At 69.5% G+C, this 20,282-nt stretch carries 22 protein-coding genes; 9 read left to right on the top strand and 13 right to left on the bottom strand.

Translation table 11 applies throughout. The annotated features are described in order from the left end of the window. Positions 1-6: 6 nt before the first annotated feature. Together P1K31_RS09520 and P1K31_RS09515 are read right to left on the bottom strand one after the other, a co-directional pair. Complete coding sequence (locus tag P1K31_RS09520) at positions 7-1,389, bottom strand: ribonuclease FAU-1 family protein (RefSeq protein WP_276303097.1); 1,383 nt, start codon at positions 1,387-1,389, stop codon at positions 7-9. After that, positions 1,386-1,760 carry a DUF7532 family protein gene (locus P1K31_RS09515; protein ID WP_276303096.1) on the bottom strand — a complete coding sequence of 125 codons (375 nt, stop codon included), beginning with the start codon at positions 1,758-1,760 and terminating at the stop codon, positions 1,386-1,388. Before P1K31_RS09515 ends, P1K31_RS09520 begins: the two co-directional genes overlap by 4 nt. Positions 1,761-1,847: 87 nt before the next feature. Between P1K31_RS09515 and P1K31_RS09510 the strand changes: the two genes are divergently transcribed. After that, positions 1,848-2,855 (top strand): PrsW family intramembrane metalloprotease, encoded by a 1,008-nt coding sequence (locus P1K31_RS09510; RefSeq protein WP_276303095.1) that lies wholly within the window; start codon positions 1,848-1,850, stop codon positions 2,853-2,855. A gap of 525 nt (positions 2,856-3,380) precedes the next feature. On the opposite strand, the gene P1K31_RS09505 is transcribed toward P1K31_RS09510, so the two are convergent. After that, positions 3,381-4,007: a riboflavin synthase gene (locus P1K31_RS09505; protein ID WP_276303094.1), complete on the bottom strand. Its 627-nt coding sequence runs from the start codon at positions 4,005-4,007 to the stop codon at positions 3,381-3,383. Positions 4,008-4,130: 123 nt separating this feature from the next. Here P1K31_RS09505 and P1K31_RS09500 point away from each other — a divergent pair, with 123 nt between their 5' ends. Further along, positions 4,131-4,367: a DUF7533 family protein gene (locus P1K31_RS09500; RefSeq protein WP_276303093.1), complete on the top strand. Its 237-nt coding sequence runs from the start codon at positions 4,131-4,133 to the stop codon at positions 4,365-4,367. Here P1K31_RS09500 and P1K31_RS09495 read toward each other — a convergent pair. The 4 genes from P1K31_RS09495 to P1K31_RS09480 form a co-directional block, all read right to left on the bottom strand. Next, positions 4,364-6,199: a UvrD-helicase domain-containing protein gene (locus P1K31_RS09495; RefSeq protein ID WP_276303092.1), complete on the bottom strand. Its 1,836-nt coding sequence runs from the start codon at positions 6,197-6,199 to the stop codon at positions 4,364-4,366. The two genes, P1K31_RS09500 and P1K31_RS09495, sit on opposite strands and share 4 nt — an antisense overlap. Positions 6,200-6,286: 87 nt before the next feature. Next, entirely contained in the window at positions 6,287-6,454 is a 168-nt protein-coding gene (locus P1K31_RS09490) for an HVO_0416 family zinc finger protein (protein ID WP_276303091.1), read from the bottom strand. Between the two features lie 132 nt (positions 6,455-6,586). Further along, on the bottom strand, positions 6,587-8,455 hold the full coding sequence (locus P1K31_RS09485) for a DUF2070 family protein (RefSeq protein WP_276303090.1): 1,869 nt from the start codon (positions 8,453-8,455) through the stop codon (positions 6,587-6,589). Positions 8,456-8,473: 18 nt separating this feature from the next. Beyond that, positions 8,474-9,025: a GMP synthase subunit A gene (locus P1K31_RS09480; RefSeq protein ID WP_276303089.1), complete on the bottom strand. Its 552-nt coding sequence runs from the start codon at positions 9,023-9,025 to the stop codon at positions 8,474-8,476. A 265-nt stretch (positions 9,026-9,290) separates the two neighbouring features. Here P1K31_RS09480 and P1K31_RS09475 point away from each other — a divergent pair, with 265 nt between their 5' ends. Beyond that, a complete protein-coding gene (locus tag P1K31_RS09475; RefSeq protein WP_276303088.1) occupies positions 9,291-10,112 on the top strand; it encodes a TrmB family transcriptional regulator in 822 nt (273 codons plus the stop codon). A gap of 1 nt (position 10,113) precedes the next feature. Here P1K31_RS09475 and P1K31_RS09470 read toward each other — a convergent pair whose 3' ends face one another. The 4 genes from P1K31_RS09470 to P1K31_RS09455 form a co-directional block, all read right to left on the bottom strand. Continuing rightward, positions 10,114-10,554, bottom strand: coding sequence for a VOC family protein (locus tag P1K31_RS09470; RefSeq protein WP_276303087.1), 441 nt, complete (start codon positions 10,552-10,554; stop codon positions 10,114-10,116). A 45-nt stretch (positions 10,555-10,599) separates the two neighbouring features. Beyond that, positions 10,600-11,031, bottom strand: coding sequence for an ester cyclase (locus P1K31_RS09465; RefSeq protein ID WP_276303086.1), 432 nt, complete (start codon positions 11,029-11,031; stop codon positions 10,600-10,602). A 104-nt stretch (positions 11,032-11,135) separates the two neighbouring features. Continuing rightward, positions 11,136-11,699 carry a DUF7097 family protein gene (locus P1K31_RS09460; RefSeq protein WP_276303085.1) on the bottom strand — a complete coding sequence of 188 codons (564 nt, stop codon included), beginning with the start codon at positions 11,697-11,699 and terminating at the stop codon, positions 11,136-11,138. Between the two features lie 121 nt (positions 11,700-11,820). Beyond that, positions 11,821-14,010, bottom strand: coding sequence for a M6 family metallopeptidase (locus P1K31_RS09455; RefSeq protein WP_276303084.1), 2,190 nt, complete (start codon positions 14,008-14,010; stop codon positions 11,821-11,823). Positions 14,011-14,132: 122 nt separating this feature from the next. On the opposite strand from P1K31_RS09455, the gene P1K31_RS09450 reads away from it, so the two are divergent. Further along, positions 14,133-14,468, top strand: a complete 336-nt coding sequence (locus P1K31_RS09450; protein ID WP_276303083.1) for a DUF192 domain-containing protein — start codon at positions 14,133-14,135, stop codon at positions 14,466-14,468. Between the two features lie 81 nt (positions 14,469-14,549). Here the strand turns inward: P1K31_RS09450 and P1K31_RS09445 are convergent, their stop codons facing one another. After that, a complete protein-coding gene (locus P1K31_RS09445) occupies positions 14,550-14,837 on the bottom strand; it encodes an ArsR family transcriptional regulator (protein ID WP_276303082.1) in 288 nt (95 codons plus the stop codon). Between the two features lie 154 nt (positions 14,838-14,991). Here P1K31_RS09445 and P1K31_RS09440 point away from each other — a divergent pair, with 154 nt between their 5' ends. From P1K31_RS09440 to P1K31_RS09430, 3 genes are read left to right on the top strand one after another with little or no spacing between them, the layout of a single operon-like run. After that, positions 14,992-15,291: an EMC6-like membrane protein gene (locus tag P1K31_RS09440; RefSeq protein WP_276303081.1), complete on the top strand. Its 300-nt coding sequence runs from the start codon at positions 14,992-14,994 to the stop codon at positions 15,289-15,291. Continuing rightward, positions 15,291-17,138: a ribosome biogenesis/translation initiation ATPase RLI gene (locus tag P1K31_RS09435; protein WP_276303080.1), complete on the top strand. Its 1,848-nt coding sequence runs from the start codon at positions 15,291-15,293 to the stop codon at positions 17,136-17,138. The genes P1K31_RS09440 and P1K31_RS09435 overlap by 1 nt, the downstream gene beginning before the upstream one ends. A gap of 52 nt (positions 17,139-17,190) precedes the next feature. Beyond that, positions 17,191-17,964 carry a PHP domain-containing protein gene (locus tag P1K31_RS09430; protein ID WP_276303079.1) on the top strand — a complete coding sequence of 258 codons (774 nt, stop codon included), beginning with the start codon at positions 17,191-17,193 and terminating at the stop codon, positions 17,962-17,964. Positions 17,965-18,365: 401 nt separating this feature from the next. On the opposite strand, the gene P1K31_RS09425 is transcribed toward P1K31_RS09430, so the two are convergent. Next, entirely contained in the window at positions 18,366-18,887 is a 522-nt protein-coding gene (locus P1K31_RS09425) for an archaemetzincin family Zn-dependent metalloprotease (protein ID WP_276303078.1), read from the bottom strand. Between the two features lie 39 nt (positions 18,888-18,926). Between P1K31_RS09425 and P1K31_RS09420 the strand changes: the two genes are divergently transcribed. After that, positions 18,927-19,328 (top strand): UPF0146 family protein, encoded by a 402-nt coding sequence (locus P1K31_RS09420; RefSeq protein ID WP_276303077.1) that lies wholly within the window; start codon positions 18,927-18,929, stop codon positions 19,326-19,328. Then, the gene (locus P1K31_RS09415) at positions 19,325-20,203 is read left to right on the top strand and encodes a TIGR01548 family HAD-type hydrolase (RefSeq protein ID WP_276303076.1); all 879 of its coding nucleotides are present in this window, start codon (positions 19,325-19,327) and stop codon (positions 20,201-20,203) included. Before P1K31_RS09420 ends, P1K31_RS09415 begins: the two co-directional genes overlap by 4 nt. Positions 20,204-20,282 lie beyond the last annotated feature (79 nt).

Raw genomic sequence — 20,282 nt, 5'->3', positions numbered from 1 at the left:
CGCGCGTCAGCGGAGCGCCCGCTCGACGGCCGTCGCCACCCGCCGCGCCCGCTCGGCGAGCGCTTCCGTCACCTGACCGGCGGCGACGGCCTCGTCGAGTTCGTCGTCGTCCACGCGCTCGACCGTCCCGTCCGCGTGCTTCACCACGTCGACGTGGAGGTCGACGTAGCGCGCCGCGTCGGGGAAGAGTTCGACCGGCGTACAGACGTTGACGTAGGTTCCCCGGCGCTCGCCGTCGGCCCCGCGGTAGACCGTCGCGTACCACCAGCGCCCCTCCTTGAGCTTCGTGATCGCCACGTCGCCCGCCCGCCGCTCGACGCCGAGCGCGTCGTAGCGGCCGCCGGGGGTCATCTCCCGTTCGACGGTGATGCCGCCCTCGGGGTCGTAGTCGGTCACCTCGCCGCGCCCGAGGACGAGGAGCCGACCGTCAGGCTTGCCGTGTTCGAGCGCCACGGTGTCGCCCTCGCGCGGGCCGAACTGCCGGGTGACGGCGGCGAAGGGGAACTCGCCGCCCGGCTCGCAGACGGCCTCGGCGAAGTCGACGGCGGCGCTCGCCGCGCTCGCGTGGGCCTTCGTCCGGTGGTGTCCAGGCATCGTCGCGGCGACCGCGCGCCGGTGTTCGTCGAGCGCGAAGCGTGACTCGCGGCCGAACCACACCCACGCCGTCGCGCGCCCGTCGGTGAGCCGGCGAGGCGCACCCACCTCGTCAGACAGCGCCTCGTCCAACCGCTCGGCGCGCTCGTCGAGATCGGCGAGCGCGGCCCCGAGCGCGTCGAGGTCGGCGTCGTCCGCCCGCTCGTCCCACCGGACGGCCCACCCCTCCCGCGGGTCGGTCGGGAGCAGCGACGCGAGGTCCACGCTCGCGCCGCCGCCGCTCGCCCCGCGGACCAGGCGGGCGAGGCCGTTCCCCACCTCGACGCGCGTCGTACACTCCGGCGCGCGGTCGCTCCACGGCGGCTCGCCCGCGGCGACCTGCACGCGGACCGCGTCGCCCGTCTCCACGTAGCCGTCCGCGCGGTCGAACGGGAGGTACCCCTCGGCGTCGCCCAGGTCGAGGACCGCGCCGCCGCCGCGGGTGTCGGTCACCGCGGCGTCGGAGATCGCCCCCTCCGGCGCGGGGTCGTCCCACGCGAAGGCGTCGACGCCGACGCCCCGGAGTTCGGCGGCGATCGACGCGACCCGCTCGGCGCGGCCGCTGACGCCGACGCCCTGCCGGTCGTACGTCGTCTCGACCGCGACGGCGGCGGGCCGGGTCGGGAGGTCGGCGTCGAAGCGACCGCGGATGGGCTCCGAGGCCTGGACGATCTCGTGGTCCCCGCGGAGGAGGCGCGTCAGCGCCGTCGCGTAGATCCCCCGGACGCGGACGCCCGCGCCGTCGCGGTCGCTCATAGGTCGTCGGGGTCGTCGGCGAAGCGCACGCGATCGTTCACCGTCGGCCCGAGCGTCAACTCGACGGTCCCGTCGGGGAGGGGTCTACCTCCCTCGACGGGGACGCCCCACGAGTCGAAGCGGAGGTACCCGCGGATGTCGGCGGCGTGCGTGTAGAGATCGAGGTACTCGACCGCGTGCTCCCGGACGCCGCTCGGGCCGTGGGCCGCCTCCATGTCGGAGTAGACCGTCCCGCGGCCGTCGAAGAACGCCTCCAGGGCGGCCGCGTCCGCTCTGGCGGCTTCCTTCACGAGGTCGCTCGCCTCCCGCAGCCGGTCGGTCGAGAGGCCGACCTCGCGGAGGGCTGCCTGCGTTCGCTGGTCGAAGTGCATGACCGCGCTTGGCGTGCGGGCGTAGAAAACCCCCGCGAAACCGGCGTCGAGGCCTAGAGTTAGGGGACTGGCACGCGTGGGGCACGCATGGGAGAACGCGACCCCGTCGAGGCGCGCTCGGACGACACGCGCGACCTGTACGACGTCGCGACGTGGGAGCCGCGCAGCGCGCTCGACCGCCTCTCGATCAAGGTCTACGGCGGCGCGGTCACGGTCGGCAAGTGGATCGTCGTCCTGCTCGCGCTCGCCTTCACCGTCGCGATCGGCGCGTTCGGGGCGCTCAGCGACCCGTTCGTCGGGACGCTCACCGTCCTGTCGGCGATCCCGGCGCTGGCGCTCGCCGCGTACGTCTACTACGCCGACATCACCAGCGGCGAGCCGATCTGGCTGCTGACCGCGACGTTCGCGCTGAGCATCTTCTTCGCCAGCTTCGCCGCCGTCATCAACTCGCTGTTCAGCCCGCTCTCGCTTCTCGGCCCGATCGGGCTCGTGCTCTTCTTCTATCTCGTCGTCGGCCCGGTCGAGGAGTCCGTGAAGCTGCTCGCCGTCCGGCTCTACGCCTACCGCGATCCGCGCTTCGACGCCGTCGTGGACGGGGCGGTCTACGGCGCGTTCGCCGGACTCGGCTTCGCCTTCGTCGAGAACGCCATCTACATCAACCGCGGGCTGGAGATGTCTCCCTCGACGGGGACGGAGGCGCAACTCGCCGTGGCGGGCGGCACCGCCGCCTTCCGCGCGCTCGCCGGACCGGGTCACGTCATCTACTCCGCCTTCGCCGGCTACTACCTCGGGCTGGCGAAGTTCAACCCCGAGAACGCGGGCCCCATCGTGGCCAAGGGCCTCCTCATCGCCGCGTTCATCCACGCGACGTACAACACGCTGGTCAGTTTCATCCCCGGCATCGTGTCCCTGAGCTTCCCGAACGTCCCGCAGTTCGTCGTCTTCCTCGCGTTCGTGCTCGTCTACCAGGGCTTCTTCGGCTACCTGCTCTACCGGAAGATCGCCCGCTACCGCGCGGCCTACCGCGCCGTCCGCACGGAGACCGAACGACAGGACGGCGACGTCCCTGTCGACACGACCGAGTTCGACGGGTAGAATCCACCTCCAGCTTTTGCCAGCGAGCCGCCAGCGACCGCGAAGCGTGTCGCTGGCACGCGAGCGCAGCAAAAGCTGGATCAAAACCCTCCTCACCCCCTCAGTCGCTTCGCTCCTTCGGGGGTTCCGTCGGTCCGCTCGCTCACTACGTTCGCTCGCGGCTGCCGCGCTGGCGCCGGCGGTGATAAAAACCGGTCTACCGTCCGCACCTTTATATCGGAGAGCGGGACCAGCGTCCGTGTGACCTGACGTTCGTCGCGGGGCGCTCGCGGGTGTGCGACGCCACGCCCCGCGAAGCTGCCCCCGCCGCGGCGTCGCCTGTCCGCTAGGAGGAGTTGCCAGCGACCGCGAAACGCGTCGCCGGCGGCTCGCCGGCAACCCCTCCACTAAAACCGCGGCTCTCCCTGCGGTCGTTCGGCGCGTCCGCTCGTTCGTTGCACTCGCTCGCGGTGCAACGCGCCGGCGCGAGCGGCGGACGCGTCCGCGGCGAGTGGAAACGCCGGCCGTCGTCGCTTCGCGCTTCGTTCACCGCGGGCCGTCGAGCAGCGGGCTCTCCACGTCGCCATCGCGGAGCATCCGCTCTACGTACTTCGCGATCACGTCCACCTCCAGGTGGACCGGATCGCCGACCTCCTTCGCCGAGAGGTTCGTCAGGTCGTAGGTCGCCGGGATGATCGCGACGGCGAACTCGCCCGCCTCCCGGTCGAGTTCGGCGACCGTGAGCGAGATCCCGTCCACCGTGATCGACCCCTTCTCGACGACGTAGCGGGCGAGCGACGCGGGCACCGAGAAGCCGAAGGTCCAGTCGTCGCCCACGCGCTCGATCCGGGTCACCTCGCCAGTCCCGTCGACGTGCCCCTGGACGAGGTGGCCGTCGAAGCGCCCGTCGGCGGGCATGGCGCGCTCGAGGTTCACGTGATCCCCCTCCTCCAACCCGCCGAGGTACGTCCGATCGAGCGTCTCCCGCGAGAGGAACAGCCCGAACGAGTCCGCGTCGTGGTCCTCGACCGTCAGGCAGGCACCGCTGACGCTGATGCTCTCGCCGTGATCTAGCTCGGCGGCGAAGCCGCTCGCGACGCGGATTCGCCTCCCTCCCTCGTCCGACTCGACGCCGACGACCTCGCCGGTCTCCTCGACGATTCCGGTGAACATGTCGTCCGCTTGGCGGGCGCGCGTTCAAAGCGTTGCTATCGCCGCCGACCGGAAGGGAGTGAGAGCGCGACGCTCCCCGAGCGGTATCGCTGGCTTTTATCCCTCGGGCGCGTACCACCGGGCATGGCGCGCGGTATCATCGGGACGCTCCAGTTGGCCGTCGCCGTCGCGTTCGCCGCGCCGGTCGCGCTGCTCGGACTCGAGTTCCTGCGTTCGGGAGATGTCCTGCTCGGTGGGGGCTTTCTCGCGTTCGCGGCGCTGATGATCCTGATCGAGGAGTACCTCACGACTCCGCAGGACGTGCCCGCGAAGGTCGCGGAGCGGGCGGTCGGGACGGCGCTGCCGGACGACGAGGACTAGACCGTCGCCAGCGGCTCCTGGGCCTCGTCGATGAGTTGATCGAGCGGCACGCCGGTCGGCTCGTTGTGCAGCAGCACGTCGATGGGGAGCGTCGGCGCGCCGTCGACGAGGTTCTCGAGGAGCACGAGGCGCTCGCGGGCGCGCGACATGCCGACGTAGAAGACGCGGCGCTCGTTGTCGGTCAGCGTCGGGACGGGGTTTGTCGTCTTGGTGAACTCGACGCCGCCGGGCACCTCGATGCCCTCGTCCTCGATGGTCGCGGCCATCTGCTCTACGACCTTCTCCGTGAGGTCGGTGGCGACGAAGACGTGGTCGGCCTCGCGGCCCTTCGCGGAGTGGATGGTGCCGACGCGGACGCGCGAGCGGTCCACGTCCTGGTAGCCCCCGGAGAAGTACGCCTTGACGGAGCGCTTCTGGTAGTTCGTGATCTTCCGGACCATGTCGTGGGCGCTCTTCCTGCCGGGCGTGAACGGGGCGTGCTCCTTCACGAAGTCGGGGTCGACCTCGAAGGCCGTGAGGTCCTCGACGCCCTCCGCCTCCTGTCGTTCGTCGATGGCGTCGTAGAGGTCGTCGCGCTCGCCGGTGCCGAAGGCGGCGCTGTCGAGCATCTCGGCGAGGCGGCGGACCTGGAGCCCGTTCACGGGGTCGCCGTCCTCGATGGCCTCGACCGCGCGGACGTAGTCGGTCAGTCGGTCCGTCCAGAGCCGCTGGTCGGTGAGCGCCTGGAAGGGGATCCCCTCGCCGATGAACTCATCGACGAACTGGTACATCTGGTAGCGCGCGCGGAACAGCACCATCACGCTGCCCTCCTCGTCGGTCTCGACCGTGTGGCGGATGTTCCGCACGAGGTCGAGCACCGAGGGGTCGCGGACGGCCTCGACGACCCCGCCCTCCTTGCGGGGCAGGAAGTCCTTCTCCTGGCGTTCGACGACGTGGGCGATCTCGCGGTTCACGACGTTGAGGATGCGCGAGGGGAGGCGGTAGGAGGTGTCGAGGATGACGTCCTCGCCGACCTCGTTGAGCAGCAGGTGAGGATCCGCGCCCTGCCAGGCGTAGACGACCTGGTCGTCGTCGCCCGCGATCAGGACGCGCTTCATGTGCGGCTTCCACTCGTCGTAGACGTCGTACTGGAGCGTGGTGATGTCCTGGAACTCGTCGATGACGAGGTAGTCGACGCTCGGGAGCAGCGACCGCTGCTTGACGCGCTCGAGCATGTCCGCGAACCCGACGAGGCCGTTGTCGCCCTTGTACGCCCGCCACGCGCGGATGGCCTCGGGCACGTCGAGGCGGTCATCGCCGCTCGACCACGTCGGCGTGTACTTGTTTCCGGTCTGCGCGTTGGGGTCGATGTCGGGGGGGAGCCGAACCGTCTCGACGTCCCACTGGAACGGGACGTCGTACCAGTCGGCCACGTCGCGGCGGGTCCGCTGGAGCCACTGGCTCGTGGCGATGATCTTGTTCCCCATCGTCGTCGAGCGCGAGGAGCGCCGCCGCGACGCCTCGTACTCGTCCTCGTACTCCAGCCCGTACTCCTCGCAGAACTCCTTCTTGTGCTTCTCGCCTACCACGTCGCCGCGCGAGAGGTCGAGTAGCTGGTAGGCCTTCGCGTGCATCGTGCAGACGTTGCCGCGGAGCGAGCGCGGGTTCCGGTCGAGGCGCTCGGCCAACCGCTCGCGGATCTCGGTCGCGGCCGCCCGGGTGTACGAGACGACGAGGACGTCGTCGATCCCGACCTCCTCCTCCTCGAGGAGCGAATCGACGCGGTCGAGAAGCGCCGTGGTCTTCCCACAGCCCGGCCCGCCGAACAGCCGGGTAACCTGCGTGTCGGTCATTGCGACCACGAACGGTTCCCTGCAGTATAAGTCACGTGACTTCGAGAAGGAACCCGAACGGTTCGTCGAGCGACGATCGGTCGTCGGCTACGGAGCCCACCCGCAGACGGTACACTCCGTGGCGGACATGTCGTGGAGACCACCGCATTCGGGACACTGTTTCTTGTTATAGTCCTGCTCCCAACTCGGCCGCTCGGTGGTGTGACCACGCTGTGACAGGAACTCGTCGAACAGGTCGGTGTCTGCGGTTGCCATACGAGTCATGGTATGACACACCACGGCAATAAAGGTACTGGCGGTTCTCCTCGATCGAGACTTTGTCGGATCGTCACACGACGATCCCCACGTTGACCGACGGCGAACCGCGGGACGGAGCGGCCGACGTCCTCACGTGACGAAGAAGATGAGCACGCTCACCGCGACGACGACGAGGATGAACGCGGCGGCGAGTGCCCCGCCCATCGAGATCATCGCGTTGGCGTGGCTGGCGAGCGTCTCGGTCCGGTCGTTGCCGAAGACCGTCACCTCGGCGCGCTCGACGGCCATCCCCGCCTCGACCGGTTCCAGGTCCGCCAGCGCGTCCGCGACGAGATCGGCGACGAGCGATTCCAGTTCGTCGTGCGGAACGGCGGCCCCCACCTGGTTGTCCGCCTTGACGGTGTTGACGATGTGGGTGTCGGTCGTCATCATCTCGGCCTCGTCGACGCCGGTCCGGGCGGTCACCGCGGCCACGAGGCGGGCCCGCAGGCCGGGTTCCATGTTGTTCCCGTCGACGAGGACGTAGGCCGTCCGCTGGTCGCCGACCTCGACGCACGCGACGCGTACGCCGAGCGGGCCGATCCCCTCCTGGGGCGTCCACCGGGTGCGATCCCACGCCACGCCGAGGCGGATCGGCCCCTGCTCCGCGGAGGCGAGCCGTCGCCCCGCCTCGCCGGCGGCCTGGATCATCGAGAACGACCGACGGCTCCCCGGCGTGACGTGACCGAGGGTCTCGCCGTCGAGTCCGTCGTTGCTGTTGTGCGCGTCGACGAGCATCACGTCGTCGAGCCCGGTCGTGCGCGCCTCGGCGGCCGCGGAGAGGCCGACGGCGTACTCGACGTCGTCCGCGAAGCCGGGCGCGTAGGTCGCCACGAGGAGCGCGTCGTCGCCGAAGGCCTGCCCGAGGATCGACGCCTCCCCGTCGAGCGTCCGGACGCTCTCGCTCGCCGTCCGCGCGTACTCGATGCGCTCGTGGGCGCGCGTCGCCGCCTCGATGACGGTGTCCACCTCGCGCTCCGTGACGAGGTTGAAGTCGTGTCCCGCGGTCGCGTGCGGCGGGAAGGCCATCCCCTCGGAACTCGCCGCGACGCGGGCCGGGAGGTTACCGCCCCCGATCTCGCCCATCGGACCGGGGTGGATCATCGGGAGAACGAACCGTGCCTTCTCGACGCCGTCCTCGATCCGACGGAACGAGAGGACGGTGACGGGAACGATGGCCTCCTCGCCCAGTTGCTCGAAGAAGTCCTCGAGTTCGCGGGTCCCCTCGGCGATGTGGCCGATGAACCCCCGGGCGAAGTCGAGGACGCTAACGCCCAGCCCGCGCTTCCACGGCGTGTCGATGATGACGACGAACAGCCACGCCGCCCCGCCGTAGAGGAGGCACATCACGGCGAGCAGGAGGAAGTCCTGCGGGACGATGAGCGACAGCGCCTCGGGGGCGCGCTCGGGCCGTGAGAGGTACGACCGGAAGATCGGCCCGCCGATCTCGAGGTACGTCATCGTGCCGCTGTAGACGAACAGCAGGAGCGCCGCCGCGAGCGTCTGGATGCTCGCGGGGACGGCCGCGATGAGTAGCGACTTGCGCGAGACGGCCATCACGACCAGCAGCCGGACGGCGAAGACGCTCGCCAGCGCCACCAGCAGCGCGTCGAAGACGAACTGCTGTCCGAGGGGCGTGAGGATGGCGACGACGCCCGCGAGCGTCATTATCCCGACGGTGACGAGCTCGCAGAACAGCGCGAGCAGGGAGGCGCGGTTCGGCGTCAACTGGCCGTCGAGGCGGCGGTCGACCCAGGGCGTGAGCACGCTCGCTACGACGGTCGGGATCCCGATGTAGAAGACGCCCTGCCAGGCGTCCTCGAGGACGTAGCGCGAGTCGAAGGCCGCAACGCCGGCGAGCGCGGCGATGATGAGCGAGAAGGCGACGCTCGCGTACCAGTTCGGCGCGCGGAAGATGTACCGCGAGAGGTCCGCGAGGTCGCCCTGGGTCGTCGTCATCGTGGGATGAGGGCTCTCTCAGTCCTCACAGCGCGCGAGGAAGTTCTCGAACACCGCATCGCCCTCCTCCGTGTGGGCGACCTCGGGGTGCCACTGGACCCCGTAGAGATCGCGCTCTGCGTTGCCCATCGCCTCGATGTCGCAGACGTCGCTGCGGGCCGTGAGACGGAACCCCGGCGGCAGTTCCTTCACCTCGTCCGCGTGGCTCGCCCAGACGCGCGTCTCGGGGGCGAGCGACCCGACGAGGGGGTCGTCCTCGTCGACGATCTCGACGGTCACGTCCGCGTAGCCGCCGTAGTCGCCGCCGCCGACGCGCCCGCCCAGTTCGTCGGCGATCACCTGCATGCCGAGACAGATGCCGAGCACGGGGACGCCGAGGTCGAGGTACTCGGCGCTGCGGCCCGCGCGGTCGATGTCGGGGCCGCCGGAGAGCACGACGCCGTCGGCGTCGACCTCGGCGGCGGGGGTGGCGTTGTCGACGAGCGAGACGTCCACCCCCATGTCGCGGAGCGCGCGCTGCTCGAGATGGGTGAACTGCCCGTGGTTATCCACCACGACGATGCGGGTCATTGCTGGCACCTACGACGGTGCCCCGATAAAAACCTCCGGAAACCGTCGCTCCCCGTTTCGCGTCGGTCAGCCTCCCCCGCGACTCGACTACCCGTAGTGGAGCGACGCGGACGCGCCCGACGACGGACGAGGCGGCGGCCTCGCGGGATACGCGACCTGCATAATCAGGACGCACACTTATTTGCGTGCATAGGTTAATCTCGCTGTCCTAGCGGTCTGGTCGGAGGCGCGGCGGGCTCCGAACGCCGAGGGACGCACCCTGGTCATGGCAAACACCGAACACGAAACGCGAGCGGTCGACTCCCTCGAAGAGCTCGGTCTCAGGGAGTACGAGGCGAGGTGCTTCGTCGCGCTGTCCCAGCTCTCGGAGGGGACGGCGAAGGAGATCAGCAAGGTCGCGGGCGTCCCGCGCTCGCGCGTCTACGACTCGCTCGACCAGTTGCGGGATCGCGGCCTCGTCGACATCCGGGAGTCGAATCCCCGCGTCTACCGGGGCGTCCCCACCGAGACGGCGATCCGGACGCTCCGGAACGAGTTCAGTTCCCACATCGAGACGATAAGCGACAGCCTCACCGAGTTGCAGGTCTCCCCCCGGCGAAACGACGACGAGTTCTGGACCGTCACGGGCGAGGAGAACGTCGCCGAGCGGGGCCGCGAACTCATCGACGACGCCGAGCGCGAGGTCGTGATCGTCGTCCAGGACGACGACCGCGTCGTCGCCCGCTCGATCCCGTGGATCCGCGTCGCGCTCGACCGCGGCGTGACGACGCTGGTCAGGGTGCCCTCGGAGGAGATCCGCAACCACGTCGAGCAACTGGTCCCGGGCGCGCAGGTGTTCGTCACGTCCCGTCCGGCGCTCGGGACGGATCGGCGCGCCATCGGCCGCACCCTCCTCGTCGACGACGCCGCCGCGCTGCTGAGCAGCATCGAGGACGACGCCGCGAGGGAGACGGCCGTCCTGAGCACCGGCGGCCTCGGGTCGCGCCTCGTCTCGCTCGTTCACGAGGTGTCGTCGGCGGATCGGGGGTTCACGGACCTGTCCGAGTCGCCCCTCGCCGAGCCCGGCGAGGGCCTCTCCAACGACTGAGTCAGAGGGTCGTCGGGTCGAACGGGGCGCTCTCGCCCCGCCACTCATCGCGGTCGTTCTCCGCTCGCGTGTCGAGGTACACCTCGACGCCGTTTCCGTCGGGATCGTCGAAGTAGAGCGCCTTGCTGATCCCATGGTCGACGGACGACACCTCGACGCCGCGCTCGCGGAGCGTCTCGTAGCTCTCCCGCAGGGCGGTCGCGTCGGGCACCTCCCAGGCGGTGTGGTAGAGACCGACGCCGCGGCCGGGGGCCGCGGCGTGTGGTCCGACCGCCTGCAGCGCGAGGTCGTGGTGGTGTTCGCCGAACGAGAGGAACGCGAAGCTCGGTAACCGTTCGCCGACCGAGAGGCCGAGGACGGCCTCGTAGAAGCCGATCGCGCGGTCGAGGTCGCGGACCTTCAGGTGGACGTGGCCGAGGCGGCTCGCGCTCGCTGAACTCATGCTATCCCTTCGCGGGCGAAAAAGGAAAGCGTTCGCGCTGACCGCCTAGCGGTTGTCGGGGATCGCGCCAAGCTGTTCGAGCATGCCGAGCGCGTCGTCGTGGACCCACCGCTCCGCGATCTTTCCGTCGCTCAGGTGGTCGACGACGACGCCCGTCACTTCGATGCGCTCGCCCGACGCCTCGACGCCGCGGAGTTCGCCTTCGACCGTCCCCCGCGTCGTGAACCGCGTCGCGACGCGGTCCCCGTCGCCGAACATCTCCTCGACGGTCATCTCGAAGTCCCGAACGGCCTCGCGGTACTCCTCGATCAGGTGGCGGTACCCCCCCGGCCCGCGTATCTCCTCGTCCACCATCGGGTTGTGGTAGACGAAGCCCTCGGTCACGAAATCCGGGATCGCGTCCCTGTCGTCGCCGTTCCACACCTCCTCGATCTCCCGTCGTACGATGTCGATGTTGTCTCGGGTTGTCACTGCCATCTCTCTCCCCCGTACACTCTCTCTCGTTGTCACGAGATAACGTTTCCCGCGGGTCCTCCCGACAGTACCGGGGCGGTGACGCTCCCCGCCGCGGGTCGTTCGGCCTACTCGTCGTGAGCGCCGCGACCGTGGCGCTCGTCGCGGCCATCGTCGCTGGACCGCCCGGCGCGCTCGCTCGCGGTCGAGAAGGAGAACTCGGCGAGTTCGCGCCCCCGACGCTCCTCGCGGGCGGCCAGGGCCTCCGGGTCCGGCGCGTCGTCGTCGTCGACGCGCGCCCACGAGGCGTGGACCTTCGAGTGACACCACCGACAGAGGGAGACCGTGATCTCGTGGGAGAGGTGCGAGTCGTCGCGGTAGGAGAGGTGGTGTTCCTCCAGCAGCGGGCGATCCCGGTCGTGGGCCATGCGGACCTCCTCGATCCCGCAACGGGCGCACTCCCCCGCGCGGTTTCGACAGCGCATGTGCGGACAGTCGCGCCACTCCCAGCGCCCCTCGGCGACGGGACAGGCGTAGTCGTCCAGTCGGCGCGCCTCGGCGAAGCGCGGATCGGCCTCGGGGCGCTCGAACGCGAACCGGCAGCGTCCGTCGTCGGTGAGGTGGTCGCACCGCTCGACGTAGTCGTAGGGGTCGTCCACGCCGACCGACGACCCGGCGGGCGTCTTCTCCATGCCCGGGGTTGCGCGCCCTCCGATTTCAACCCTCGCCCGCGCGGCCGTCGAGGAGAGACGGCGGTCGGCGTAACGCCGCGCGACGTGCCGTGGCCGCCGTCGGTCCTGGCCGCCGCGGCGATCAGCGACCCTTCGCCCTCCCGGGGACGTTGCCGGGACCGTTGCCGTCGTTACCGCCGCCGTTCCCGCCCCTCTTCCCGGTCTGTCTGAATTCGAGGTCGACGTCGTAGGGAACGGTGCCGGTGTCCCCCTCGGGGGCCGCCCACGTCGCCGAGACGACGACCTCCTCGAAGTTGCCGTTGCGCAGGAACTTCTTCAGCTCCTCGGCGTCACCGGCGTCGAACGTCCGCATGTCGAGTTGCTGGACGCGGTAGTTGCCGTTGTTCGTCACGCCGACGGTCGTGAACTGGTACTCGACGTAGTCCTCGCGCACCTCGCGGAGGCTCCGGAACGGCGCGGCGCTCGACCCGTCGTAACTCACGTCCGTGCCGGACACCGCGACGTCGCGCACGTACCAGCCCTCGTTCGCGACCGCCCAGTCGGTCCGGTAGCGGAAGGCGACGAGTACCTCCCGGCCCGCGTACGCCGAGAGGTCGAACTCCTCGGTCACCCACGCGCCGTTCGTGCTCCCGGTGAAGCCGGGGGCGTTGGCCGCCACGTCGGGGTGCGCGCCGTCGGCGAGTTCGGTCGAGGTGTTCCCGTTTTCGAGGCTGGTCCACGTCTCGCCGCCGTCGGTCGATACCTGCACGAAGCCGTAGTCCCACGCCCGCTCGATGTCGTAGTACGTCTCGAAGGTGAGCGCCGGGTTCTCCGCGTCCGCGAGGTCGACCGCGAAGATGGCGCGGTTGTCGAGGAGATTCCCCCGCCCGCTGTAGAGGACGTCGTCGCCGGAGCCGGTCGGGTCGGCGGCGGTCGTCCAGGCCGTCCCCGTGAAGTCGACGCCGTCGACCGTGACGCCCGCGACCGGCCCCTCGCCCGCGGCGTCGACGGTGGTGTGGGAGGCACCCCACGCGGCGGCCTCCCGGTCCGGGTCGGTCGTGTTCACGTCGAGGTCGATGGTGCGGAACTCGTAGCGGGGCTTGTTCGCGTTCCCGAGGCCGTCCGTGACGGTCGCGGTCGTGAAGTCCTGGTAGAGCGAGTAGAAGTCGCCCTCGTGACCGCGAGCGTCGAGGGCGCCCTCGACGCTCGCGATGCCGTTCGCGTCGTCCCGGGCGATCTCCGCGATCACCTCCTCGCCGTACTGCTCGTAGAGGTACAGCTGAAAGAGGTAGGCGTGACCGTAGTCAGCGAGGACGTTGACGGCCCCCTCGTCCTCCCACTCGACCAGCGAGTTGTCGGGGCTCGCCTCGAAGGCGCTGACGTGCCCCTCGGGGTGGCCGTAGCCGACCGCGTACTCCGCGAAGTCCGAGAGCCCCTCGTTCACCCACGTCGTCTCGTCGGGATCGAGGTCCCCGTGGATGAGGTGCTGGTACTCGTGGGCGAAGGTGCCCTCGACGAGGTAGGCGAGGTTCCGCTCGTCGCCCGGTTCCTTCCACGGCGCGTCGTTCGGACCGACACGGTGCTGCCAGTCGTAGGCGTCGACCGTCACGACGTTGCGGTCGGTGTACCGCTGGATGGTCGGCGAGTAGAACCCGGCGACGTAGTTGGGGTAGTCGGCGTCGTAGTAGTTCTCGTCGCGGACGTTGTCCACGAGGACGACCGAGCGCCCCTGGCCATCGGTCCGCCAGTAGTTCTCGGGCAGGCCGAGCGCCCCGTCGAGCGCCTCGGTCCCGTTGCGCGCGGCGGGCTCGCCGAACAGCTCGGTCTCCGTCGGATGGATGTTCCCGTCGAACTCCGCCGCGAGGTAGTCGAGCTGTTCGTCGGTCACCTGCGGCGTCTCGCGCGGGTCGTCGGACGACCACGCGAGGTCCTCCGCGACCCAGATCTCCACCCCGTCGCCGACCTTCCGGAGGGTGAACTCCTTGAAGTAGTACCCGCCGCTCGCGTAGTCGAGCGCGAGGAAGTATTTCCTCTGGCCCTCGCGCGCGTCGGTCGATCCGGCCTCACCGCCCGATCCGGCGGCGCTCGTCCCGACGCCGCTCGCGCCCGCCGCGTCCTCGGGCAGCGTGTTTGCGTCGACGGGGTGCCGCGTGTCGTTCGGCGTCACCGCCGCCGGGCGGTACTCGACGGGCCGCTCCGCGGGGTTGGTCCCGGCGACCGACGCAGAGGCGTTCTCGGGAGACGGGGCCACCCCCCCGGCGGCCCCCCCGATCCACACGGTCGCGGTCGACGCCACGACCAGGGCTGTCAGTACGATGGTACAGATTCGCATCCGAGAACGACTCTAAAGTTCAGCAACTTAACCATTGCGTGATTAAATTATCTCACTCCCTACAGAATTCCATCTCGGCCCGCGCTCGACACTGTTTTACCACCGCTACCGTTCCCTCGGACATGCGCGTCGTGCACGGGTCGGGACGGGTGCTCGCGACCGAGGTCGAGCGGGCAGAGGGGCTGCTCGCCCAGGGACGGGGGTTGATGTTCCGGCGCTCGGTGCCCGACGGCTACGCGCTCGTCTTCCCCTTCGGCCGGCAGGCTCGGCGGGGGATCCACATGCTCTGCGTCCCCTTCGCGATCGACGCCTGCTGGCTCTGCGACGGCGTCGTCCAGCGGACTGCGACGCTCGCCCCGTGGCGCGGCTACGGCCGCGCGGTCGCGGACACCGTGATCGAGTTTCCGGCGGGCGCGCTCGACGGGGTGGGGCGCGGGGACAGGATTCGGATCGAGTGAGCGAGGCCGGGCCGACGCGGCTCGAGGAAAGCGCCGGTGTCGCCCGTCGCGCGACCGAAGCCGAGGCGATCGAGAGGGCGCTCAGTCGTCGCAGACGGCCTTCGTCTCCTCGGCTTCGTCGGTCTCGGTCGGCTGCGCTGACTGGTTTATCTCGTAGAGGTTCTGGCGCGCGTCGGCGAAGTAGACGTCCTCGTCGACGGCGCTGATGGATTCGAGCCGTTCGAGCGCGTACCGGACGGTGCGAGCGGAGAGCATCGACTCCTCCACGATGCCCTTCTGCGTCAGCGGGCCGTTGTACTCGAGCACCTTGTACACGAGCTTCGCGCTCGGCGGTAGGTCCGTTATCCCCTCGGCAGTAGTGTCGCTCATCAGTGGACGAAGGGACACGTCCACGCCGCATAAAGGTTGAGGCGTTCTTCCGGTTCCGGACACAACCGCCGGTATCTGCGCCGGCCGTCGCACCGTCGGTACCGTCGAGGGGCCAACCGAACGGCTTTTGCGGCCGGACGGCCGATCCAGGGACATGGCAACCGACACCGTCGAGCGACGACGCGCCCACGTTCGGGGGCTCACGGTCACCGCGCTGTCCGCGGTGGCCGGGCTCCTCTCGGGGGTCGCCGCGAGCGCCGTCGCCTCCGGCCCAGAGGACGTCCTGTCGGCGTCGGTCCTTCTCGTCGCCATCGCCGTGCAGATCCCCCTGCTTCGCGTCACCGGCGTCGTCGACGAATTCTCCGCGAAGGACTACCTCTACGTCGCCTTCATGACGTTCGCCTTCTGGTTCGTCAGCCTGACCGTCCTGTACACCGCGGGAGTCAGCCTGTAATGGCCGAGGACAGCATCGCGGTCGTCGATCTCGACCGCTGTTCGCCCGACCGCTGCAACTACGAGTGCGCCAACTACTGCCCGCCCAACCGGACGGGCAAGGAGTGCATCACGACCCGCGGCGACGCGGCGAAGGAGGGCAGGATAGCGGGCGATCCCGACCAGGTGCGCATCTCGGAGGAGATCTGCCTCGGCGAGACCTGTGGCATCTGCGTGGTGAAGTGCCCGTTCGACGCCATCGAGATCATCAATCTCCCGCAGGAACTCGACGAGGAACCCGTCCACCGATACGGCGAGAACGCGTTCTCGCTGTACGGCCTGCCCGCACCGCAGGGCGGACAGGTGACGGGCATCCTCGGTCCGAACGGGATCGGGAAGACGACCGCCGTCCGCATCCTCGCCGAGGAGATCACCCCCAACCTCGGGGACTACGACGCCGAGCCGAGCTGGGAGGCGGCCATCGACCGCTTCCGCGGCACCGAACTCCAGAACTACCTCGAGGCGATGCGCGACAGCGACATCGCCGTGGCGCGCAAGCCCCAGTACGTCGATAAGATCCCCGACCGGTTCGACGGAAACACCCACCAGTTGCTCGATTCGACCGACGAGCGGGGTGTCGTCGACGACCTCGTCGACCGCCTCGACATCGGGCCGGTCGTCGATCAGCCCATCGACACGCTCTCCGGCGGCGAGCTCCAGCGCGTCGCGCTCGCCGCGACGCTCGCGCGCGACGCCGACTTCTACTTCCTCGACGAGATTACGCCCTACCTCGACATCGGCCAGCGGGTCGCCGCCGCGCGACTCATCCGCGAACTGGCCGAGGAGGGCGACCGCTCGATGCTCGTCGTGGAGCACGACCTCGCCGTCCTCGACCTGCTGGCCGACTCGCTGCACGTCGCGTACGGCGAACCCGGGGCGTTCGGCGTCATCACGCCCCCGAAGTCCACCCGCCAGGGGATCAACGAGTACCTCGCGGGCTACCTGGAGGCCCAGAACATGCGCATCCGGCCCGAGGCGATCGAGTTCGAGCGCCACGCGCCGCGGGCGGCGCGAAAGGGCGAGGTGCTCGTCGAGTACCCGGACCTGGAGATGAGCTACGGCGAGGGCGAGTTCACCCTGGAGGTCGAGGCCGGCGCGATCCACGAGAACGAGGTGCTCGGCGTGGTCGGCCCGAACGGGATCGGGAAGTCCACCTTCGCAAAGCTCCTCACCGGGCGACTGGAACCGACCGAGGGCGAACTCGACGCGCGCCTCGACATCTCCTACAAGCCCCAGTACGTGGAGATCGACCAGCCGATGCGGGTCGACGCGTTCCTCGCCTCGATCACGGACGACTTCGGTTCCTCGTACTGGGAGACGGAGGTCGCGGGGCCGCTCCAGCTGGAGCGCATCATGGAGCAGAACCTCACCGACCTCTCGGGCGGCGAGCGCCAGCGCGTCGCCATCGCGGCCTGCCTCTCCGAGGACGCCGACCTCTATCTGCTCGACGAGCCGTCGGCGCACCTCGACGTCGAGCAGCGCGTGCTCGCCACGCGCGCCATCCGCCGCTACACGGAGAACCACGACGCGACGGCGCTCGTCATCGACCACGACATCTACATGATCGACCTCCTCGCGGACCGCCTGATGGTCTTCGACGGCGAGCCCGCTATCCGTGGCGAGACCAGCCCGCCCGTCGGTATGCGCGAGGGGATGAACCGCTTCCTGGGCAACCTCGACGTCACGTTCCGCCGCGACCAGCGCACGAGCCGTCCACGCATCAACAAGCCGGGATCGCAACTCGACCGCGAGCAGAAGCGGGCGGGCGAGTACTACTACGCCCCCGAGCGCGACGACGAGCAGGAGTAGGGGAGGCTCACACCGGGGGTACGTTTAACCCCGACGATGGACACCCGTCCACATGGACTACGACTACCACGTCCACTCGACCTACTCGGACGGGAGCTTCCTGCGCTGGATGGTCCGCGCCGCCGAGCGAGCAGGTCTGGGGGGCGTCGGTATCGCCGATCACTGTAACGTGTCCGAGCGCGAGCCGATGGTGGCGGCCAAGCGCGACCACGGGTTCAACCTCGATCTGACCTACGAGCGCCGGCGGGCGGCCATCGAGCGCGTCCGCGAGGACGCGGCGATCCGGGTCTTCGACGCGGTCGAGGTGGACTACGATCCCCGCGACGAGGACGCCATCCGCGCCTTCCTCGACGAGGCGGACTTCGACTACGCCGTCGGGAGCGTCCACGCCATCGACGACCTGAACGTGCAGGTGCCGCCGCTGTTCGAGGACTGGTCCGAGGCGGAGCGTCGGAACCTCACCGAAGACTACTTCGACGCCTTGGTCGCGCTGATCGAGTCCGAGCTCTTCGAGATCGCGGCCCACCCCGACCTCCTCGAGCGCAACCCCGAACTACGGGGGTTCGCCACCGACGAACACTACCACCGAGTCGCCGAGGCGTTCGAGCGGTCGCGAACCATCCCCGAGCTGAACGCCGGACGCGTCCTCCGCGACGGCGGCGCGTTCTCCCCCCATCCGGAGTTCCTCTCCGTGCTCCGCGAGTACGACGTGGCCGTCACGCTCGGTTCGGACTCCCACCGCCCGAACGAGATCGCCCCCCGCCACGATCGAATCCGCGAGTTCCAGGAGGAGAGCGGACTGGAACTCGTCGAACTGAACGTGTAGGCGTCCTCTGCCGTATCGTGGTCCGACGGCGATCCGAGTTTCGCCGGCGAGCGGAGCGCACAGCACGAGTACAGTGCCGGTACTGGCGAACAGGCGACGCCGCGGGCTGCTTACGGGGTGTGGCGTCGCGCAACCGCGGAGCACCCCGTGACGGGAGTTACGTCACACGGACGCTGGTCCCGCTCTCCGATATAAAGTTACGGCGCGAGTGAACGATCCGACAGCCCCGACCGCCACCGCCGACGCCAGCGCACCGTACCGCGAGCGAGTGCAACGAGCGAGCGGACGCGCCGAGTCCCCCGAGCGAAGCGAGGGGGTGAGGCGCGGTTTTCGTCGAGGTTTTACCAGCGACCGAGCGCGAGCGAAGCGAGCGCGAGGGAGCGCAGTAAAACGTCGTGGTTCTAGTGAACGAGCCGGGAGCAGGACCCACAGAGGTTCTGCTCCTTCGTGTCGACTTCGCGGACGGTCGGCGAGAAGTTCATCACGCAGCGGTTGTTGTCGCAGTGTTCGAGCCCGAGCGTGTGCCCGATCTCGTGGACGACCTCCTTGCGGACGCGGTCGGAGAACACCTCGCTCGCCGGTTTCGAGGCGATGCCACCGTCGGAGGAGGTCTGGAGGCGATAGGTGGAGATGACGCTCCCGTTGCCGTCGAGGTAGGCGAGCCCGAAGACGTAGTTCCGCCGCCGGTAGAAGAGATCCTTCGGCGTGATGGCGATGTTCTTGTCGCCGTCGCCGATGCGGCCGGCGAGCTCGATGAACTCCTCGGCGCGGTACTGCCCTCGGCTCGAATCGTAGGACCCCTCGGGGATCTCTTGGACGTTGTGGATGGTCACGTTGCAGTCGTAGACCGCACGCAGACCCGAAGATGCCTCGCGCTTGACGGCGGGGGGCACGTCGCCGACCGGCACGATGTCAACGTGCATGGCAAGAGATTAGAGCGGGCCAGCTATAAATATCCCGACGTGAACCCGGCAACACGCGACGCACTGCTCGAGCGCCTCCGCTACTACGATAGCGTCGTCGAGGTCGGCATCGGCTATCGCGACGACGTCGCACGCCTGCTCGCGCAGTGCGCGTCGGTCGTCGCCACCGACATCCACGACCGTCCGACGCCGCTGGGCGTCGAATTCGTGCGCGACGACGTCACCGACCCGACGCTCTCGGTGTACGAGGGGGCCGAAGCGCTGTACGCCATCTGCCTGCCGCCGGAACTGCACCGGCCGGCGTGGGCCGTCGCCCGTCGCGTCGGTGCGGCGTTCCACTTCACCACGCTCGGCGGTGACCAGCCGGCGGTCCCGGTCGCCAGGGAGACGCTCCCCGGGACGACGCTGTTCACCGCCCGCGAGCGGGAGGTGCCGGCGTGACGCTCGCCGTCGACGCCGTCGTCCTCGACGTCGACGGCGTACTCATCGACGTCTCAGAGTCCTACCGCCGCGCCATCGTGGAGTCCATAGAGCGCGTCTACGGCGAGACGGTCGACCGCGAGACCGTCCAGCTGTTCAAGGACGCCGGCGGGTTCAACGACGACTGGGATCTCACCCACGCCGCCGCGCTGCTCGTCCTCGCGCGCCGCCACGGCTACGAGTACTCGACGAAGACCTTCGCGGACGCCATCGCGGCGAGCGGTGGCGGTCTCGACGGCGCGCAGACCGTCGTCGCCGACAAGCTCGACCCCGACCAGCGAGAGCGAGTCCTCGCCGCCTGGGACCCCGAGAAGCTGACCGACGTCTTCCAGCAGCTCTACCTCGGCAGCGACCTGTACCGCGAACTGGAGGGCGGCGAACCCTCCCTCGACACGGCGGGGTTCATCAACGACGAGACGGTCCTCGTCGAGGAGGGAACGCTCGCGGCGCTCGTCGAACGCTTCGACGTGGGCGTGGTGACGGGCCGTCCCGCGGCCGAGGCGGCCATCGCCCTGGACCGTGTCGGCCTCGACGTGCCCGACGCCTACCTGTTCACGATGGACCACGACGCGCCCGGGAAACCCGAACCGGACGCGCTCGCCCACCTCGCGGAACGCTTCGACGCCGAGGCGCTCGCGTTCGTCGGCGATACGCTCGACGACGTGCGGACGGCCGTCAACGCCGAGGAGCAGGACCCGGAACGCGCCTACCACGGGATCGGCGTCCTGACGGGTGGCCTCACGGGCGAGTCGGGCCGCCGGAAGTTCGAACGGGCCGGCGCGCGGGCGATCTGCGACAGCGTCAACGACGTGCCGGCCCTGCTCGAACCGCGCTGACGACCGCTCCCCGCCGGTGTGCCTCCGGCGTCCCGATCCACCCTCGGTGCGAGTCGAGCGAGCGCGTCGCACAACGCTT

Origin of the sequence: Halomarina halobia (assembly GCF_029338575.1) — an archaeon.
In the GTDB taxonomy this organism is placed as follows: Archaea; Halobacteriota; Halobacteria; order Halobacteriales; family Haloarculaceae; genus Halomarina; species Halomarina halobia.
This window is presented reverse-complemented; position numbering and strand designations above follow the sequence as displayed.

What these genes read in the sequence shown, in the direction of transcription:
- P1K31_RS09425 (WP_276303078.1), bottom strand. Translation starts at nt 18,887, where the DNA reads ATGCACGTTGACATCGTGCCGGTCGGCGACGTGCCCCCCGCCGTCAAG.
- P1K31_RS09450 (WP_276303083.1), top strand. Translation starts at nt 14,133, where the DNA reads ATGCGCGTCGTGCACGGGTCGGGACGGGTGCTCGCGACCGAGGTCGAG.
- P1K31_RS09440 (WP_276303081.1), top strand. Translation starts at nt 14,992, where the DNA reads ATGGCAACCGACACCGTCGAGCGACGACGCGCCCACGTTCGGGGGCTC.
- P1K31_RS09470 (WP_276303087.1), bottom strand. Translation starts at nt 10,554, where the DNA reads ATGAGTTCAGCGAGCGCGAGCCGCCTCGGCCACGTCCACCTGAAGGTC.
- P1K31_RS09435 (WP_276303080.1), top strand. Translation starts at nt 15,291, where the DNA reads ATGGCCGAGGACAGCATCGCGGTCGTCGATCTCGACCGCTGTTCGCCC.
- P1K31_RS09520 (WP_276303097.1), bottom strand. Translation starts at nt 1,389, where the DNA reads ATGAGCGACCGCGACGGCGCGGGCGTCCGCGTCCGGGGGATCTACGCG.
- P1K31_RS09465 (WP_276303086.1), bottom strand. Translation starts at nt 11,031, where the DNA reads ATGGCAGTGACAACCCGAGACAACATCGACATCGTACGACGGGAGATC.
- P1K31_RS09500 (WP_276303093.1), top strand. Translation starts at nt 4,131, where the DNA reads ATGGCGCGCGGTATCATCGGGACGCTCCAGTTGGCCGTCGCCGTCGCG.
- P1K31_RS09475 (WP_276303088.1), top strand. Translation starts at nt 9,291, where the DNA reads ATGGCAAACACCGAACACGAAACGCGAGCGGTCGACTCCCTCGAAGAG.
- P1K31_RS09490 (WP_276303091.1), bottom strand. Translation starts at nt 6,454, where the DNA reads ATGGCAACCGCAGACACCGACCTGTTCGACGAGTTCCTGTCACAGCGT.
- P1K31_RS09430 (WP_276303079.1), top strand. Translation starts at nt 17,191, where the DNA reads ATGGACTACGACTACCACGTCCACTCGACCTACTCGGACGGGAGCTTC.
- P1K31_RS09495 (WP_276303092.1), bottom strand. Translation starts at nt 6,199, where the DNA reads ATGACCGACACGCAGGTTACCCGGCTGTTCGGCGGGCCGGGCTGTGGG.
- P1K31_RS09485 (WP_276303090.1), bottom strand. Translation starts at nt 8,455, where the DNA reads ATGACGACGACCCAGGGCGACCTCGCGGACCTCTCGCGGTACATCTTC.
- P1K31_RS09505 (WP_276303094.1), bottom strand. Translation starts at nt 4,007, where the DNA reads ATGTTCACCGGAATCGTCGAGGAGACCGGCGAGGTCGTCGGCGTCGAG.
- P1K31_RS09510 (WP_276303095.1), top strand. Translation starts at nt 1,848, where the DNA reads ATGGGAGAACGCGACCCCGTCGAGGCGCGCTCGGACGACACGCGCGAC.
- P1K31_RS09480 (WP_276303089.1), bottom strand. Translation starts at nt 9,025, where the DNA reads ATGACCCGCATCGTCGTGGTGGATAACCACGGGCAGTTCACCCATCTC.
- P1K31_RS09515 (WP_276303096.1), bottom strand. Translation starts at nt 1,760, where the DNA reads ATGCACTTCGACCAGCGAACGCAGGCAGCCCTCCGCGAGGTCGGCCTC.
- P1K31_RS09445 (WP_276303082.1), bottom strand. Translation starts at nt 14,837, where the DNA reads ATGAGCGACACTACTGCCGAGGGGATAACGGACCTACCGCCGAGCGCG.
- P1K31_RS09455 (WP_276303084.1), bottom strand. Translation starts at nt 14,010, where the DNA reads ATGCGAATCTGTACCATCGTACTGACAGCCCTGGTCGTGGCGTCGACC.
- P1K31_RS09460 (WP_276303085.1), bottom strand. Translation starts at nt 11,699, where the DNA reads ATGGAGAAGACGCCCGCCGGGTCGTCGGTCGGCGTGGACGACCCCTAC.